This is a genomic window from Streptacidiphilus jeojiensis, from assembly GCF_042510965.1.
GTDB classification, from domain to species: Bacteria; Actinomycetota; Actinomycetes; order Streptomycetales; family Streptomycetaceae; genus Streptacidiphilus; species Streptacidiphilus jeojiensis.
Map to the genome: position 1 here is coordinate 110,964 of NZ_JBEUKS010000010.1, position 17,293 is coordinate 128,256.

A 17,293-nucleotide genomic window follows, 5' to 3' on the forward strand; every position below is an offset into this window, starting at 1 on the left:
GGACTCCGGTGACGACGTACCAGCCGGTCTCCGAACCGGTGATCAGCATCGACCTGAGGGACAGCGGCGGGCGCTACGACAGCGGTCCCGAACTGCGCGCCGAGGTGCTCCGGCAGCGGGGCGGGCGCGGCCCCTCCCGTTCCGACCGGCTCCGCTTCCTGGTGGTCGACACGCCGGCCGGGCTCGCCGGGAACCGGCGGGCCTACGAGCGCATCCGCCGCTTCCCCGGCGGCAGTTCGGTGCACCTGGTGTGCCTGCTGGTCGGGGACGCCCCGGAGCAGGGCGAGCGGGTCCTGCTGAAGCCCGACACGCTGCGTTCGGCGGCCGGCACCTGCGGGCTGCTCTGGGCCGGGGACCTGCACGCGGCGCACGGGCTCCTCGACGGCGCCGCTCCTGACGACCCGTCCGCGCTGGCCCCGCTGCGCGACCTGCTCCGGGTCCCGGACCTGTTCGACGCGGTGCTGGAGCAGCTGACCCCGCTGAACGAGTCCGTCGCGGCCCCCGCCGTCCGGCTGCTGGAGCAGCAACTGGACCCGCAGGCCAGGGACCGCGCCTGGCGCGGGGCGCTGACCCAGTTCGCCGGCGGCCCGGCCGAGGGCGCCGGCGGCGGATGGGCCGAGGTCCCGGCCGAGCAGCTCCCCAAGCCGCTGGCCGACCTGGTCCCGGGTCAGACCGCGGGCGGCCGCGGCCACCGCGTGCCGGGCGGGGAGGCCGACCGGGCCTACCGCGACTGCACCGACGCCCTGGACGGCACCGCCACCGCGCTGCTGGACCTGGCCAGGATCACCGGGCTGGTGGGCACCGGGGCGCTGCTCGCCTTCGAGGCCGAGGTGACCGGCGCCCGCCGGGCCCTGGACGGCTACCGGGAGCTGGTGACCGGGGTGCTCTCGGTGGACACCAGTCCCACCGGACCGGGTTCGGCCGCCACCCTGGAGCTCTTCCGGCACAGGGGGCTGCAGGTGGCTCCCTCGGAGGGCGCCGGCGAGGGCATCGGCGACGGACTCAGGCGGCTGGCCGAACGACTGCTCGGTGACGGGCTCTCGGTGCGCGGCACCGCCCAGCGCTTCACCGCCCTGTCCGGACGGATCGCGCCGGTTCCGGGCTCGACCCTGCTGCCCGCCCTGGCCAGGTACGGCAAGGACAAGGTGGCCGGCCTCGGGCCGCGCCGGGGCGGCCCGCGGGCCGCGCTGGAGCCGGGTGGCTGGCGCGCCCCTGCCTGCCTGGCGGCCGGGCTGCTGGGCGGGCTCTGGGCCTGGCCGCTCACCCTGCTGGCGCTGCTGGTCCCCGCCCTGGTGCTGGGCAGCGCGGTCCTCGCCCGACGGCGGCTGGCCGGGGCCACCGGCGACGGCGCCCGGCTGCTCGGCGGCGGCGCCCTGGTGGGGGCGGTCCTCGGCGGCGCGGGCGGTGCGGTGCTGCACCCACCGCTCTGGGTCGGAGCGATCGGCGTGCTGCTCGGCCTGGTGCTGGCACTGACCGCGGTGGTCACCGGCTGGCGCGACGCGGTCCACGCCTGGGGCGGCCGCAGCGGCACGGCCGCCGTGCAGGAGGCCCTGGACGGCCTGGACCAGGTGCTGGCCCGGGCGGTCCGGGAGCACTGGGCCGCCCGGGCCCGCAGCGACTGCGCGGACGCGGCCGGCGCCGTGGCCGGGGTGCTGCGCGCGGCCGCCGACGAGGCGTACCAGCAGGCCGTCGGCGCCGAGGACCTGTTCGGCACGGCCGAGGCGTTCGGCACGGCCGGCGCCGCCGCCGATCCGGACGCCGACGAGGCCTGGCTGTCGCAGCCCTCCGCGCCCGGGGAGTTCGGTGAGAGCGCCTCGGACGACTTCGACTACGACTACGACCCGGACGAGAGCTGGGCCGGAACGGACCCCATCGGTCCGGCATCCGCTCCGCAGCCCGGCCCCGGGCAGCCGGCCGCCCCGGGCAGCCCGGTGGACGACTGGGCCCAGCAGTTCGCCTGGGGGAACGGCTCGGACCCGTCCGCCCCGGGGGCGGCAGCAGCGGCCGCACCGACCCCGGGGGCCGCGGCCCCGACCGACCCGGACGCACCGCCCCCGCCCTGGCTCGACCGGGACTCCGGCCTCGGCGGTCCGGCCCTGGTCAGCACCCTGGCCGGGGATCTGACGGATGCCGTGATCACCGAACTCGCCTCGTACTGGGGCACGGTCGAGCGCGGCGAGTCGGCCGCCGCAGCCCAGCAACGGGTCGGCGCGCAGGTACGGGCGATGCTGGCGCGGGCCCGTGCCCATCTGCGCGAGAACGACGTCGCCGCGCCTCCCTCCGCCGGACGGCAGCGGGTCCGGCCCGGTACGTCCGAACTGCAGGGCCTGAGCCTGCAGCGCCTGGTCCAGGCGGCGGGCCCGGACGCCGATCCGGCGACGGCGGTGCCCCTGGTGTCGGCGGAGCAGGAGGTGCTGCTCAACCGCGATCCGGAGATGACGGTGTGGCTGCGCTTCGCACCGGCGGCCGTGCAACCGCAGATCGAACAGGCCGACCGGGCCACCGGCGGGACCGGCACCGCGGTCTGGCTCTCCTCGGGCCGCTACGCCGGCCTGCTGGGACTGGTCCCGCTGCGCGGCGGCGCGGTGCGCAGCGTCCGGACCCTGGAACGCGGTCCCGGCGACCTGGACACCGACGGCCCCACCGACGGCCCCAGCGGCGGCCACCCCGACGAGGGGGACGAGTGGTGAGCCCGCCCGACCTCTCCTTCACCACCCCGGCGGGCAAGCGGATCGACGTCCCGGTCCGCTTCGGCGCCGAGGACCGCCGTGACGGGCAGTCACCACTGCGGGTGCGCCGGGCCCTGCTCGGGACCTCCACCCAGTGCGTCCAGTTCTGGCTGTCCGTGGTGGACGCGGCCGTGCCCGAGGCGCAGCAGCGGCTAGACGCCGAGGTCTCGGCCGCACTGCGGATCAACCGGGCCTTCACCGACATCGGTTACACCGAGCTCTTCCCCGACGTGCTCGGCTACGACCTGGACTGCGCGGAGCCCTTCGTGCTCTACCGGCCGCCGCGCGGCACTCCGGCCGCCTCCTACCGGGCGGCCTCGACCAACGACCAGTGGGCCGTCCTCAGCGGGCTGATGCTGGCGCTGACCCTGCTGGAGCAGCAGGGCCTGGTGCACCGCGGGGTCACCCCGGCGACCGTGCGCTGGGACGGCAGGGCGGTGCAGCTGTGGGGGCTGAACGCGGTGCAGCGCACCGGAACGCCGCGCATCCCCTGGGGCACGGCCCCCTACGCCTCGCCCGAGCAGCGTCTCGGCACCGGGACCGCCGACCCCAGGGACGCGGTCTGGAGCAGCGCCCAGGTGCTGTACCGGATGGTCACCGGGCAGGACGGCCCGGCCGACCGCGCCCCCGCCGACCTCGGCCTGCACCGGCTGCTGGCCGAGACGCTGGCCGGAGCCTTCGCCCCGCAGGCCGGCCATCGCCCGGGCCCGGGAACGCTGCTGGACGTGCTGTCACCGGGCAGCAGTGCCCGGGCCCGGCTGGCCGCGGCCGGGGACGAGTTGGAGCCGCACCGGACCGCCTTCGACGAGGCGCTGGAGCTCAAGCGCCGGGCCGACCCGACCCTGCGCGGCCCGGCTGCCGAGCCGCGCCACACCGACCCGGCCGACCAGGGCAAGGTGCTCTGCCCGTACTGCCTGGAGCGGATCAGCTACGACCCCAAGGCCCTGTACACCGCCAACGCCACCCGGCAGTTCACCGAGCTGGACCTGTCCAGGGTCAGCAGTCCGGTGCTGCGGGAGGACCGGCGCCGCGCCGCCTACCAGCTCTGCCACGGCGGTGCCGGGATCGCCCGGCACCACGTCCCGGTCCCCTACCTCACCAACGGCCGTCCGCTCACCGTCGCCATGGTCGGGCAGTCCGCCACCGGCAAGAGCCATCTGCTCACCCAGATGATCGCCGAGATCACCGACGGCGGGCTGGAGCCGTACGGGATGAGCTGGCAGTCCGTCAATCCGCAGGAGCACGCGCTGTTCGTCCGCGAGCGGGTGGCGCCGCTGCGCAGCGGCGAGGTGCTCCAGCACACCGCCGGGCTCGGCGAGAGCGGCCAGGTCCGCTTCGTCGAGGCACTGCTGCTCAAGGACGCCACCGGGCACACCCGCCCGCTGGCCTTCTTCGACCTGGCCGGGGAGGACCTGCTGCGCACCGACGCACTGCTGCAGTTCCTGCTGGGCGTGGACGCGCTGCTGTTCGTCGTCGACCCGGTGCTGTCGCTGCCGCTGCCCGTGCTGGACGTGCTCCGCGGCGCCGCCAGCGACCTGGAGGTGAAGCGGGACGGCGACCCGGCGTTCGACACGGTGCTGGACCGGCTGCCCCGGCAGGGCCCCTACCTGGACGTCCCGGCCGCGATCGTGCTCGGCAAGGCGGACCTGCTGCGGTTCGAACCGCCGGTGGACCGCTGGCTCGGCCGTGCCGTCGAGGCGCCGCTGTCGCGCGCCGCCGTGCAGGCCGAGAGCAGGGACGTCTACGCGCTGCTGCACCGCCATGCCGGACGCGCCTGGCTGCGCCCCTTCGACGCGGTCCGCCAGTGCACCCTGCACGTGGCCTCGGCGACCGGCGGACGCGAGGACCGGGGCCGGTACCCGCGCGGGGTCCAGCCGCAGCGGGTGCTGGCACCGCTGGTGTCGCTGCTGGCCATGCACGGGCTGGTGCAGGCGCCGGCGCAGTCCGGCGACGACCGCTACGACCTGGGCCGGTGACGGGCCGTGACCACTACCGAGGGCGGGTACGGAATGTACGAGAACGACCGGCCCGGCGCCGAGCCGCACGGGGTGTACCGGGCCCCCGCCAGGGGCGGGCAGCGGGAGCCGAAGGAGCAGTGGGTCGACCAGCTGGTGTTCCGCTGGTCCGGCAACCGGGGCCGGCAGGGCACCGGCATGGCGGCGGTCGCCCACTCCTGCGGTCCGGCCCGGGCCGAGGAGTTGGCCGAGGAGCTCGGCCCGCTGCTGCGGGTCGAGGGGCGGAACACCCGGCCCAGCCTGGTGCGGGTGCGCACCAGGCTGGGCGAGGCGGCGCTGATCCAGCGCTGGCCGGTGCGCGACCGGCAGGGACGCCCCAACACGGCGTGCCATGTCCTGCTCGGGGAGGAGGCGACGCTGAGCCCGCTGGGCTCCGTCCTGTCGCACGGCTGGAACTGGTGCGGCCCTGAGTTCGCCAAGCAGGCGGAGGGCGAGTTGGAGCGGGTCCACCGGGGCGAACGGCTGGCGCCGTACTGGGACCTCGCCCTGGACCGGGCCAGGAAGGAACTCGGCGACCCGAGCGTGCTCGGGCCACTGTCGGTGGCGGTCGCGCACTGGCTCGCCAGCCCCGGGGACCGGATCTCGATCCGTGCCGCGGCGCTGCCCCGGTGGCCGGAGGACAACCTGTCGCCGGTGCTGCTCACCGGGCTGTACCTGATCTTCCGGCGCTGGCTCGGCACCGCCTGGACCTTCGCCACCTTCGACACCACCGACGCGCATCCGCTCCGGATCACCTTCGTCCCCGAGTGGCAGCTCGACTCCGGCGAGTCCGGTCCGCTCGCGCGGCTCGACCCCGGCCGGCCCACCCTCGGACCGGAACAGTCCGTCGCCGCGCACCTGATCAGACGTCAGGCCGCCGCGGGCTGGCCCCAGCAGGCCGGCGACAACCTGCTGAAGCGCCTCCCCGACGGCGCCAGGATGCCCCCCGAACAGCGGCTCCGGGCACTGCTGGCGCTGGTCGAACAGGACAGCGCCGGCAGCCCGGCGGCGGCGACCGCGTCACGGCCGCCGATTCCCCCGCAGCAGCCGCAGCAGCCGTACCCGTCGCAGTCGGCGGAGGGCCTGTACGGGGACATCCGCCCGCCCTCGGACCCCGGGCCGGACCCGGCGTCGAACCCCGCCCCTGCGCCTGCTCCGGCCCCTGCTCCGGCGCCTGCCCGGACGTCCGTCCAGGACGATTCCGCGCTCCGCTGGACGCAGCGCGTCTTCCCTGCCCTGCGGCGGCTGGACGAGGAGCCGCCGTCCGCCCAGGACCTGCGGCTGGTCCAGGATCTGGCGCAGTGCTCGGACGAGCAACTGGTCGGCGCGGTCCGGTCGTTGCGCGACCGCGAGCAGGCCCTGGAGCTGTTGCTCCAGGAGCTCGGCGAGCAGCAGCGGACCAACGGGCGGGATCCGGAGCTCGCCTCCAGGCTGTGCGAGACGGTACTGGAGCTGGGCCTGTGCCATGTACCGCAAGGGGGGACGGACGACGCCGCGACCGCGCGGGCTGCGGACCTGTTCGTCTGGGCCGTCGCACCCTTCGCCCGAAACCCGCGGCACAGCCCCGCGATCGCCGAGCTCCTGACTCTGACGGCACGTCAACCAACGGTCCCACAGCAGTACTTCCTGGAGCTGACGGTGATCTCCCCACGGCGCGGCCAACCGCCGGACCTTCCCCCGCAGGTGTGGCAGGAGCTGCTCAAGGGGCTGGCTGGGAACCGGCCGGAACCCCGGCCTCAGCCGCAGTCCCCGGCCCGGTCGCAGCCGCTTCCGCAGCAGGAGCCGACCGGCGAACCACCTCCGTCCCCGCCTTCGGCACCGCCCTCGGCACCGTCGGCGGCCCTGCCGGCGGCCCCGTTGGCGGCCCCGTCGACGGTGTTCCCGACCCCGTCGGGTACCCACCGGGCGTCCGACGACGGCAAGGACGACCGCACCATCGTCTTCGCGGTGTTCGGGGTCCTCGGCGTGATCCTCGTGCTGGTCGTCGTCATCAAGCTGATGGGCTGAGGACCCGACGTCCGCAGAACGTAAGGGCTCGGGGCTACGGCATGCCCTCCGCTCTTCGTATGCTGCCGTCCATGGCCATCGCTCAGCACGACGCATCCGCAGCCGATATCGGGATCATCGGCGGAACCGGTCTCTACGCCCTGGTGGACGACCTCGCCGAGGTCTCCGTCGACACCCCCTACGGGCCGCCCAGCGACTCGCTGTTCGTCGGAGCCTTCGGCGGTCGCCGGGTGGCGTTCCTGCCCAGGCACGGCCGCGAGCACCGGATCCCCCCGCACCGCATCGACTACCGGGCCAATCTGTGGGCGCTGCGCTCGCTGGGCGTCCGGCAGGTGCTGGGACCGTGCGCCACCGGCGGCCTGCGGCCCGAGTACGGCCCGGGGACACTGTTGGTCCCGGACCAGTTCGTGGACCGCACCTCCGGGCGGAAGCAGACCTTCTACGACGGTGAACGCCGCAGCGACGGGCTGCTGCCCGAGGTGGTGCACGTCTCCGCGGCCGACCCCTACTGCCCGACCGGACGGCTCGCCGCCCTGAAGGCCGCCGGCGCGGCCGGCTGGGAGCCGGTGGACGGCGGGACGCTGGTGGTGATCGAGGGTCCGCGCTTCTCCACCCGGGCCGAGTCCCGCTGGTACGGGGCGCAGGGCTGGTCGGTGGTCGGCATGACCGGGCACCCCGAGGCGGTGCTGGCCCGTGAACTGGGGCTCTGCTACACCTCCGTGGCGGTGGTCACCGATCTGGACGCGGGCGTCGAGGCCGGTGAGGGGGTGACCCACACCGAGGTGCTGCGGGTCTTCGCCGGCAGCATCGACCGCCTGCGCGGGGTGCTGACCGGCGCCGTCGCCGGACTGCCGGCCACCGAGGACCGGGAGTGCGTCTGCTCGCACGCGCTGGACGGACTGGAGACCGGCCTGGGTTTCTGACGCGCCCTCACCCCTGTGCTCACCCCTGTCCTCACCCCTGCGGGTGAGGACGTTTTCCACACCCCCCGAGTTGTCCACAGGAGGCGTCCGGGCCGCCACGGAACGTCGGGCGAAGGGACATCGTGGAGGCAGCCGGTCGGGAGCAGCCCGACCGTCCTGCCAACCAACCCAGGCGGTGTCCTATGTCCCTGATGACCGAGTCCCTGCTGGGCGGCGGCCCGGTGCGCCGAGCGAACCGGCACCGCGCGCACTCGCTGCGCCCGGGCCCCGGCCGCGACCACCCGCAGCCCGTCCACGAGGCGCTCCAGGAGCCGGAGGCCTGGGACGATCCCGGCTGGGACGACGAGGGCACAGTCTCCGCCGCCGCGGGCAGCGTCCCCGAACCCACCCCGATGACGGCCCGCACCCCCGCGCTCGCGCCCCGTCCCGCCGCGCTGCCGTGCGAGGCCCCCGCGGTGCCGCCGCGGCGGACCGTCGGACCGTTCCCACCGATCCGGGCCGGCGGCGGGCGGCACCGGCTGCCGGCCGCGGTGCGGCGAAGGCCCGGGCCGATCGCCGCCGGGCTGATGGTCGCGGCGACCACGCTGGCCGCCGGCTCCCTGCGCGGCATCCCGGTCCCGCCGGCCGGCCACCCGGCCGCCGCCGGGGCGCCGCTGCACATCGAGGTGGTCGACGATCCCCCGCAGGAGTGATGTGCCCGGGTGAAATCGGAGCACCGCGCCATTCGCGAGCCCTCACCGGCGGGCCTCCGGAGGCGTGACGTTTCCGCAGGTGGGAACCGAGGTCCCCAGGCCGCTCCGAGGCCCCCGGTCGGCCGTACGGGTGAACCCGGCGCGCGCGGCGGCACGCGCCGACTGCCATAGGTTCCGAGCACCCATCGGCCATCACAGCTTTGCGAAGGAAGAGATCCCTTGAAGGGCTTCAAGGCATTCCTGATGCGCGGAAACGTCCTCGACCTCGCGGTCGCGGTCGTCATCGGCGCAGCTTTCACCGCCGTCATCAACTCGATCGTCAACGGCGTCATCAACCCGGTCGTCGGCCTGTTCGGCACCTCGTCCCTGAACGCCTACAAGTCCTGCATCAAGGACTGCCCCAGCGCCCCGGGCAGCAGCGGCGGCATCTACATCATGTGGGGCTCGGTGCTGGCGGCCGTGCTGCAGTTCGTGATCACCGCGGCGGTGGTCTACTTCTGCATCGTGCTGCCGGCCAACCACTTCATGGCCAAGTACATCGCCAAGAAGAAGGCCGAGGAGGAGGCGCTGAAGGCCGCCGAGCTCACCGAGGTGAAGCTGCTCGGCGAGATCCGCGACCTGCTCGTGCGCCAGCGCTGAATCGCGTCCGGACACGCTGATACGCAGACACGCAGAAGGCCGGGGCGCACGGCCCCGGCCCTTCGCTCTGCAATGTGCTCTTCCCCGCACCGTCCGGTTCAGTCGCCGTGGTGCGGCGGGGTCTCCCGCCGGTACCAGGCCTCGTCCCGGCCGCCGGACTCCTCGCCGCCCCAGCCGGTGTCCGTGTCGTCACGGCTCGGCCGGCTCAGCGGATCCTCGAAGACCAGCCGGGCCCGCCCGGTCCGCGGCGGCTCCGCCTGCGGCTGAGGGTGGGACTCCGGCGGCTCCGCGGCTGCTGTCGCAGCGCTGTCGTCTGTCATGGCTTCAGGATAGGTCGGATGCTCAGGCCGCTTCGAAGCCCGAGTGGTCCGCGATCTTGCGGAGTTCGGCCAGCGCGTGCTTCTCGATCTGCCGGATCCGCTCGCGGGTGAGGCCGTGCTGCTTGCCGACCTCGGTGAGGGTCCGCTCGCGGCCGTCCTCCATGCCGTAGCGGGAGCGGATGATCGACGCCGTGCGGTTGTCCAGACGGCCGATCAGGCCCTCCAGCTCCTCGCGGCGCAGCATCACCAGGACCGCGTCCTCGGGCGAGGTCGCCCCGGTGTCCTCGACCAGGTCGCCGAACTGGGTCTCCCCGTCGTCGTCCACGGTCATGTTGAGGCTGACCGGGTCACGGGCCCAGTCCAGCACGTCCTTGATCCGCTCGACCGTGGTGTCCAGCTCGGCGGCCACCTCGGAGTGCTCGGCGTCGCGGCCCAGTTCCTTGGACTTCTCACGCTGGACCCGGCGGATCCGGCCGAGCTCCTCGACCAGGTGGACCGGGAGGCGGATGGTGCGGGACTGGTCGGCGATGGAACGGGTGATCGCCTGGCGGATCCACCAGGTGGCATAGGTGGAGAACTTGAAGCCCTTGCCGAAGTCGAACTTCTCGACGGCGCGGACCAGCCCGGCGTTGCCCTCCTGGATGAGGTCGAGCAGCGGAAGTCCGCTGCGCGGGTAGCGGCGGGCGACCGCCACGACCAGCCGGAGGTTGGAACGGATGAACACATCCTTGGCGCGGGCACCGTCGGCGGCTATCGCACGCAGCTCGTCCTCGCTCGCGCCGCCGGCGGTGTCACCGGTCGCGAGCAGGTGCTCGGCGAAGACGCCCGCCTCGATGCGGGTGGAGAGCTCGACTTCCTGGGCGGCGTCGAGCAGCGGGGTCCGGGCGATCTCGTCGAGATACATGCCGACGAGGTCGCGGTCGGCCTCACCGCTGGTCGGACGCGCATTGCGGGTCCGGTCGGCCTTGTCGCGGACGACGGCACGGGTGGCCATGCTTACTCCCTCTCGGAGGACGTGACGGGCCTGGCTGACCCGTTCGTGGCTGCCTTTCATAACGATGCAACGATCAGAATCCGGACATCATTCCCAAGGTGAGGATTTTTCTCCGCAGTTGCAGTATGCTGGCCAATTTTGCCGCGTTCGCATGCGGAGCGTATCCGGTCGCTCACCCGCCGACGGTGGCGGCGGTCAAGGGCTGCGGCCGCTGGGGGTGTCCGCCTTTGGAACACTGCGCGCCTACCCCGTATGCCCCGGCTTGTGCGGGGCGTCCTGTACTGACTCACACGATTGTCCGCCGGGCCCCGGTTCCCTGCCCGTCGGAACGCGCCCGCCCTTCGGAACGCCCCGGGCCCACGAATGGACGGCCCGCCGTCCCCTGCAGGGGACGGCGGGCCGTCGGGTACCTCGCGGTGGTCAGGACTTGCAGTAGTACAGCTTCTCCGTGGAACTGGAGGCCGCGGTCGACGTGGACGTGGACGAGGAACTCGTGGAGCTGGTGCCGCCGTACTCGGAGGCGCTGACCACGGTGCAGGTGGAGGTGACGTAGGAGGTCGCCGCGGAGTTGGCCTGGCCGCCGCCGGGACCACCGCTGCCGCCCGCCAGGACGTAGTGCAGCTTGCCCGAGGAGATGTACTCCTTGATCTGGGCCAGGCTCATCGCCGGGTCGTCACCGGTGAAGCCGCCCATGGCGATGGCGGCCTTGCCGCCGGTCTGCAGGATGATCTCGTCGGCGGTCTGGGCGCTGGACGTGGCCACCAGCCAGGTGGCGCCGTCCTGGTGGGCCTCCAGGTAGCTGAGCATCTGGCTGTCGACACCGCCGCCCATACCGCCGCCACCGCCGCCGAAGCCACCACCGGCTGCTCCGCCGGTGCCGCCGGTCGGCGCACCGCCGTCGGTGCCGCCCGGGAAGCCGCCGGTGGGCAGGTCACCGGTCTGACCGGTGCCGGTACCCGTACCGGTGCCGGTCTGACCCGTCTGGCCGCCCGGGGCACCCTGACCGCCGCCCGGCATCTCGCCGGCCTGGCCGCCGCCGGGGAAGCCCTGGCCGCCGGTGGTGCCGGTCGGACGCTCGCCGCGCATGCCTCCGCCCGCACCACCGCCGAAGCCGCCGCCACCGCCGGGCGCACCGCCGCCGCCGAACCCACCGCCCGAGGAGGGGCCGCTGCTCGGGTTGGTGCCGTTGATCGCACCGGCGGTCGCCGTGTCGGCCGCGTAGGCGGCGGGCCCGGCCAGCAGGGCGATCAGCGCAGCCGCCGCCCCCACCGTGAAGAGCGGTCCGGCCACCCGCCCGAAGCGGGCGACCAGCAGGAAGACCACCGCTGCGAGCGCCAGCACCGCGATCGTCGGCCACAGCCAGCTGTCGAAGCTGGTGGAACGGCGCAGCAGCGCGATCGCCCACACCGCCGACACCACGATGCCCAGCGGGAGCACCCAGGCCCAGGCCGCCGAACGGACCCGGAAGGCCCGGAAGATCGCGGTCCCGCCGGCCCCGGTGAGGGCGGCGATCGCGGGGGCCAGCATGGTCGTGTAGTACGGGTGGAAGGTCCCCGAGGCGAAGCTGAAGGTCACGTAGTGCGTCAGCAGCCAGCCGCCCCACAGCAGGTAGGAGGCGCGCTGCAGGTCGGTGCGGCGCCTGCGGCCGCGCAGCACCAGGGCGCCGACCAGGGCGATCCCCGCGAACGGGATCAGCCAGGAGATCTGGCCGCCGAGGATGCTGTTGAAGAGGCGTCCGATCCCGGCCGTGCCACCGAAGTTGGCGCCGCCGCCGAAGGCGCCGCCGGCGCCGGAACCACCGCTGTCACCGGTGATGCGCGCCAGGCCGTTGTAGCCGGTGACCAGGTCCCAGACGGTGTCCTTGGTGCTGGAGCCGACGAAGGGCCGGTCGCTCTTGGGGATGGAGTCGACGATGACCATCCACCAGCCGCTGGACACCACCAGCGCAACTCCGGCGATCAGCAGGTTGCGCACCCGCTTGAGCACGCTCCCCTTCGCCGCCCAGACGTAGGCCAGGAAGAAGGCCGGCAGCACCATGTAGGCCTGCAGCATCTTGGTGTTGAAGGCGAAGCCGACCAGTACCGCGGACCAGACCAGCGGCTGCAGCTTGCCGCTGCGGATCGACTCCAGGCAGCACCAGGCGGCGGAGACGGTGAGCAGCACCAGCACCGGGTCGGGGTTGTTGTCCCGGGTGATCGCCACGGTGATCGGGGTGAGCGCCAGCACCAGTCCGGCGACGGTCGCCGCGGTGTGGCCGAAGACCCGGCGGACCGCGCTGTAGAGCACGCCGGCCGCGGCGATCCCGCAGGCCGCGATGGGCAGCAGCATCTGCCAGGTGCCGAAGCCGAAGATCCGGCAGGAGGCCTCCATCACCCAGAGCGCGAACGGCGGCTTGTCGACGGTGATGAAGTTCCCGGTGTCCAGCGAGCCGAAGAACATCGAGGACCAGCTCTTGGTGCCGCTGAGCACCGCCGCGGCGTAGTACGAGTTGGCGTCGCCGTTCTCGCCGAGGCCGTAGACGTACACCGCGGTGGAGAGCAGCAGCACCCCCCACAGCGCGGGGCGGGCCCAGCGGGGTGCGGTCTCCCGGCCCAGGAAGATCCGTTGCAGCAGTGATCGTCCCTGGCCGCGGGCAGTCTCGCTGCCGGCCGCCGGAGGGGCGGTTACGTGCGCGCTCATCAGTGGTTCAGCTCCTGGTTGTGCGAGGAGGAGGCCGCGTGGCGGCGGGCCTGCCGCTTGGGGTTGAACACCCAGACCCGCATCAGCAGGAAGCGGACGACCGTGGACAGTGCGTTCGCCCCCACCAGTGCGGCGAGTTCGACGACATGGGAGGCCCCCGGGGCGGCGACCCTGACGACCGCGAGGGTGGCGGTGCTCAGCACCAGCCCGATGACGAAGGCGATACCGCCCTCGACCTGGTGCTTGAGGGCGTCGGCCGTGCCGGTGACGCCGAAGGTGAAGCGCCGGTTGGCGGCGGTGTTGGCGATCGCGGTGGCGAACAGGGCGACCGCGTTGGCCAGGACGGCCGGGGCGAGTTGACGCAGGATCAGGTAGAGCGCCAGGTAGGCGACGGTGCTGATGACGCCGATCACCGCGAAGCTGGACAGCTGCCAGCGCATCGCGGGCGGCAACTGGGCCTGCTGGACCCGGGGCGGCACCGGCAGCCTGGTGGCTCCGGAGAGCGTCTTCCTGGCCACCCGCCACATCCCCTTGAGGTCGTCCTTGACCGTGCGGACGATGTCGACGCGGCTGTCCGGGTCGTCGACCCAGTCCACCGGGACCTCGTGGATGCGCAGACCGCTGCGCTCGGCGAGCAGCAGCAGTTCGGTGTCGAAGAACCAGGTCTGGTCCTCGACCGAGTCGAGCAGCGCCTTGACCACGTCGGTCCGCGCGGCCTTGAAGCCGCACTGGGCGTCGGAGAACTTGGCCGCCATGGTGGTGCGCAGCATCAGGTTGTACGTACGGGAGATGAACTCGCGCTTGGGACCTCGGACCACGGCCGAGCCGCGGTGCAGGCGGCTGCCGATGGCGAGGTCGCTGTGGCCCGACAGCAGTGGCGCGACCAGGGGCAGGAAGGCGTCGAGGCCGGTGGAGAGGTCCACGTCCATGTAGCTGACGACGTCGGCGTCGCTGCTGCTCCAGACCTGGCGCAGGGCCCGGCCCCGGCCCTTCTGGTCCAGGTGCACGGCGCGCACCTCGGGGATCTCGGCGGCCAGCCGGGTCGCGACCTGCCAGGTGGCGTCGGTGCTGGCGTTGTCGGCGACGGTGATGGTGAAGCGGTACGGGAAGTTCTCCGCCAGGTAGGCGTACAGACGCCGGACGCTGTGCTCGAGGACGTGCTCCTCGTTGTAGACGGGGACGACGATCTCAACCAGTCTGGCCCGGCCTCCGGACTGCGGGGCCGGCTCCGGGTCCGCGGCGGGCTGGGCCGCCAGCACTGTCGGTTGGCTCATGTACTTCAGACTTCGGCACCGGTCTGTGCGGAAGCTGTGGCTGGGATAGGGCGGTGGTGAGAGTTCCGCACCAGTTAGCCGTCATTCATCCCCTGAGCTGGCCCTTCAGTATTTTGCCTGAGGCGTTCCTGGGAAGTTCGGAAATGAATTCGACCTGCCGGGGCACTTTGTAGTTGGCCATCTCCCGGCGGGACCAGGCGATGAGCTCGGCTCCGGCCTCCGCGGCGGCGTCCGGCGCCAGCTCTCCGCGCGGGACGACGAAGGCCTTGCCGACCTCGCCGAGCCGGGGGTCGGGGACGCCGACCACCGCGACGTCGGCGACGAGCGGATGCCGGGCCAGCACCTGTTCGATCTCCGCGGGGTAGGCGTTGAACCCGCCGACGGTGTACATGTCCTTGAGCCGGTCGGTGATCCGCAGATTGCCCTCGTCGTCCAGCACGCCGATGTCGCCGGTGCGCAGCCAGCCGTCGCGGGTGAAGGCCGACTCGGTCTCCTCCGGGTCCTCGAAGTACTCGCGCATCACCGTGTAGCCGCGCACCTGGACCTCGCCGGGTGTGCCGGCGGGCTGCTCCTTGGACTCCTCGTCGGCGACCCTGACGGTGACGCCGGGGACCGCGCGTCCCGAGGTGGCCGCGATCAGGCCGGGGTCGTCGCCGCGGCGGCCCATGGTGACCAGGCCGCAGGACTCGGTGAGCCCGTAGGCGGTGAGCACGGTGCGGAAGCCCAGCTCGTCGCGGATCCGGGTGACCAGTTCCAGCGGGACCACGGCGGCCCCGGTCACCGCCAGCCGCAGGGTGCGCAGGTCGTAGGAGCCGCGGGCCGGGTGGTCCAGCAGCGACTGGTAGACGGTGGGCGCGCCCGGAAGCACGGTGACCCGCTCGCTGGAGACCTTGGCGAGCACCGCCTCGGCGTCGAACACCGGCTGCGGCAGCACGGTCGCCCCGCGCATCAGCGCGGCCAGCACGCCGGCCTTCCAGCCGAAGGTGTGGGTGAACGGGTTGACCACCAGATAGCGGTCGCCCTCGACCAGACCGGCGATGTCGGCCCAGGTGGCGAAGGCCCGCAGGGACTGGGCGTGGGTGGTGACGGCGCCCTTGGCGCGTCCGGTGGTGCCGGAGGTGAACATGATGTCGGCGGGGTCGTCCGGCTGCACCGCGTCGGCCCGCTCGCGGACCGCCCGGGCGGGCACCTCGGCCGCGTCGGCGAGGAAGCCGCGCCAGTGCTGGAACCCCTCGCCCGCCTCGGCCCGGTCGCCGAGCACCACCACGGTGCGCAGTTCGGGCAGGTCGCGCAGCGGGCCGCGGTTGCGGGCGCCGGCCGGCGCCGCTCCCCCGGCGGCCGCGCGCAGCGCGGAGACGTAGCCGACGCCGAGGAAAGTGTCGGTGACCAGCAGCAGCCGGGCCCGGGTGCGCCGGAGCAGTTCCACCGCCTCGGCGCCCTTGAGCCTGGTGCCCAGCGGGACCAGCACCGCGCCCGCGCTGACCGCGCCGAGCGCCGCGACCACGTAGTCCGGGGTGTTCGGGGCCCAGATCGCGACCCGTTCGCCCGGTCCCACCCCGGCGGCCATCACCGCGGCCGCGGCCCGCTCGACCCGTGCTCCGAGGTCGCGGTAGCTGAGCCGGGTCCGCGGACCGACCACGGCCTCGCGCTCACCGTGGCTGTCGGCGGCGGCCCTGACCAGCCGGGGAACGGTGCCCCACTCCAGATCTCCTCGCACGGCACCCTCCGTATCGACCCGAGCATCCCAGCGGCGCAGCACTCATGACGCCACGTCAGATTAGATCGGCAACGGCCTTCCGGCCAGACCCCCGGACACCTATTCTGACGCCACGTCAGATCCCGAGACGATGTCGGGTCAGCACCTGACCCGTGCCCGAGCCAACGGGGGAAGCCATGCTCAAGGACCGTACGGCGATCGTCGGCATCGGCCAGACCCGCTTCGCCAAGACCCTCGACGAGCCCGAGAAGACCCTCGCCTGCCGGGTCGTGCTGGCCGCCCTGGACGACGCCGGGATCGACCCCGCGGAGGTCGACGCCCTCGCCTCCTACACCATGGAGGAGACCGACGAGGTCGAGCTCGCCAAGTCCATCGGCGCCGGGGACATCACCTTCTTCAGCCGCACCGGCTTCGGCGGCGGCGGCTCCTGCGCCACCGTCGCCCACCTCGCCATGGCCGTCGCCACCGGGCAGGCCAGCGTCGGTGTGGCCTGGCGCTCCCGCAAACGCGGCTCCGGCGTCCGGCCCTGGACCAACACCAGCGTGCAGCTGCCCACCCCGGCCCAGTGGACCCGACCCTTCGGCCTGCTGCGCCCCGCCGACGAGATCGCCATGCTGGCCCGCCGCTACATGCACGAGTACGGCGCCACCCGGGACCACCTCTTCAACGTCGCCCTGGCCTGCCGCAACCGCGCCAACCAGAACCCGGCGGCGGTGATGTACGACCGGCCGCTGACCCGGGAGATGTACATGGACGCCCGCTGGATCTCGGAACCGCTCTGCCTCTACGACAACTGCCTGGAGACCGACGGCGCGCTCGCCTGCGTGGTGGTCAGCGCCGAGCGGGCCCGCGACTGCCCGCAGCGGGCGGTGTACATCCACTCCGCCGCGCAGGGCCTGCCGGCCCAGCACCACGGGATGGTCAACTACTGGAACGACGACCCGCTGACCGGACCGGCCTGGACCGCCGCGCGCCACCTGTGGAAGACCGCCGACCTCGGTCCACAGGATGTGGACACCGCCCAGATCTACGACGCCTTCACCCCGCTGATCCCGCTCTCGCTGGAGGGCTACGGCTTCTGCGGCCGCGGCGAGGGCGCGGCCTACACCGAGGGCGGCGCCCTGGAACTGGGCGGGCGGCTGCCGATCAACACCGCGGGCGGCGGCCTCTCCGAGGGCTATGTGCACGGCTTCAACCTGATCAACGAGGGCGTCAGGCAGCTGCGCGGCAGCTCCACCTCCCAGGTCCCCGACGCCGCGACCTGCCTGGTCACGGCCGGCGAGGGCGTCCCCACCTCGGCCCTGCTGCTGCGCAACTGAGGGAGT

12 protein-coding genes are annotated in these 17,293 nt (G+C 73.5%); 7 read left to right on the plus strand and 5 right to left on the minus strand.

Going from position 1 to position 17,293, the window contains the following annotated elements; all coding sequences use genetic code 11:
* The first annotated feature begins 8 nt into the window (after positions 1–8).
* From ABUW04_RS26310 to mscL, 6 genes are all read left to right on the plus strand, one after another.
* On the plus strand, positions 9–2,690 hold the full coding sequence (locus ABUW04_RS26310) for a hypothetical protein (protein ID WP_380566822.1): 2,682 nt from the start codon (positions 9–11) through the stop codon (positions 2,688–2,690).
* Positions 2,687–4,705, plus strand: a complete 2,019-nt coding sequence (locus tag ABUW04_RS26315; RefSeq protein ID WP_380566824.1) for a hypothetical protein — start codon at positions 2,687–2,689, stop codon at positions 4,703–4,705. The genes ABUW04_RS26310 and ABUW04_RS26315 overlap by 4 nt, the downstream gene beginning before the upstream one ends.
* Before the next feature lie 6 nt (positions 4,706–4,711).
* Positions 4,712–6,730 (plus strand): hypothetical protein, encoded by a 2,019-nt coding sequence (locus ABUW04_RS26320; protein WP_380566825.1) that lies wholly within the window; start codon positions 4,712–4,714, stop codon positions 6,728–6,730.
* A 71-nt stretch (positions 6,731–6,801) separates the two neighbouring features.
* Positions 6,802–7,653: an S-methyl-5'-thioadenosine phosphorylase gene (locus ABUW04_RS26325; protein WP_380566826.1), complete on the plus strand. Its 852-nt coding sequence runs from the start codon at positions 6,802–6,804 to the stop codon at positions 7,651–7,653.
* Between the two features lie 191 nt (positions 7,654–7,844).
* Positions 7,845–8,345: a hypothetical protein gene (locus ABUW04_RS26330; RefSeq protein ID WP_380566827.1), complete on the plus strand. Its 501-nt coding sequence runs from the start codon at positions 7,845–7,847 to the stop codon at positions 8,343–8,345.
* A 219-nt stretch (positions 8,346–8,564) separates the two neighbouring features.
* Positions 8,565–8,984 (plus strand): large conductance mechanosensitive channel protein MscL, encoded by a 420-nt coding sequence (mscL, locus tag ABUW04_RS26335; RefSeq protein WP_030249600.1) that lies wholly within the window; start codon positions 8,565–8,567, stop codon positions 8,982–8,984.
* Between the two features lie 98 nt (positions 8,985–9,082).
* Here the strand turns inward: mscL and ABUW04_RS26340 are convergent, their stop codons facing one another.
* From ABUW04_RS26340 to ABUW04_RS26360, 5 genes are all read right to left on the minus strand, one after another.
* The gene (locus ABUW04_RS26340; RefSeq protein WP_037594291.1) at positions 9,083–9,304 is read right to left on the minus strand and encodes a hypothetical protein; all 222 of its coding nucleotides are present in this window, start codon (positions 9,302–9,304) and stop codon (positions 9,083–9,085) included.
* Between the two features lie 22 nt (positions 9,305–9,326).
* Positions 9,327–10,298, minus strand: a complete 972-nt coding sequence (locus ABUW04_RS26345) for a sigma-70 family RNA polymerase sigma factor (RefSeq protein ID WP_380566828.1) — start codon at positions 10,296–10,298, stop codon at positions 9,327–9,329.
* Between the two features lie 420 nt (positions 10,299–10,718).
* Positions 10,719–12,977, minus strand: coding sequence for a glycosyltransferase family 39 protein (locus ABUW04_RS26350; RefSeq protein WP_380566829.1), 2,259 nt, complete (start codon positions 12,975–12,977; stop codon positions 10,719–10,721).
* The gene (locus ABUW04_RS26355; protein ID WP_084713495.1) at positions 12,977–14,251 is read right to left on the minus strand and encodes a bifunctional glycosyltransferase family 2/GtrA family protein; all 1,275 of its coding nucleotides are present in this window, start codon (positions 14,249–14,251) and stop codon (positions 12,977–12,979) included. The genes ABUW04_RS26350 and ABUW04_RS26355 overlap by 1 nt, the downstream gene beginning before the upstream one ends.
* 85 nt (positions 14,252–14,336) lie before the next feature.
* Positions 14,337–15,968 carry a FadD3 family acyl-CoA ligase gene (locus ABUW04_RS26360; protein ID WP_380566830.1) on the minus strand — a complete coding sequence of 544 codons (1,632 nt, stop codon included), beginning with the start codon at positions 15,966–15,968 and terminating at the stop codon, positions 14,337–14,339.
* Positions 15,969–16,144: 176 nt separating this feature from the next.
* On the opposite strand from ABUW04_RS26360, the gene ABUW04_RS26365 reads away from it, so the two are divergent.
* Entirely contained in the window at positions 16,145–17,287 is a 1,143-nt protein-coding gene (locus ABUW04_RS26365) for a lipid-transfer protein (protein WP_380566831.1), read from the plus strand.
* Positions 17,288–17,293 lie beyond the last annotated feature (6 nt).

What these genes read in the sequence shown, in the direction of transcription:
- ABUW04_RS26325 (WP_380566826.1), top strand. Translation starts at nt 6,802, where the DNA reads ATGGCCATCGCTCAGCACGACGCATCCGCAGCCGATATCGGGATCATC.
- ABUW04_RS26330 (WP_380566827.1), top strand. Translation starts at nt 7,845, where the DNA reads ATGACCGAGTCCCTGCTGGGCGGCGGCCCGGTGCGCCGAGCGAACCGG.
- ABUW04_RS26340 (WP_037594291.1), bottom strand. Translation starts at nt 9,304, where the DNA reads ATGACAGACGACAGCGCTGCGACAGCAGCCGCGGAGCCGCCGGAGTCC.
- ABUW04_RS26345 (WP_380566828.1), bottom strand. Translation starts at nt 10,298, where the DNA reads ATGGCCACCCGTGCCGTCGTCCGCGACAAGGCCGACCGGACCCGCAAT.
- ABUW04_RS26350 (WP_380566829.1), bottom strand. Translation starts at nt 12,977, where the DNA reads ATGAGCGCGCACGTAACCGCCCCTCCGGCGGCCGGCAGCGAGACTGCC.
- ABUW04_RS26355 (WP_084713495.1), bottom strand. Translation starts at nt 14,251, where the DNA reads ATGAGCCAACCGACAGTGCTGGCGGCCCAGCCCGCCGCGGACCCGGAG.
- ABUW04_RS26365 (WP_380566831.1), top strand. Translation starts at nt 16,145, where the DNA reads ATGCTCAAGGACCGTACGGCGATCGTCGGCATCGGCCAGACCCGCTTC.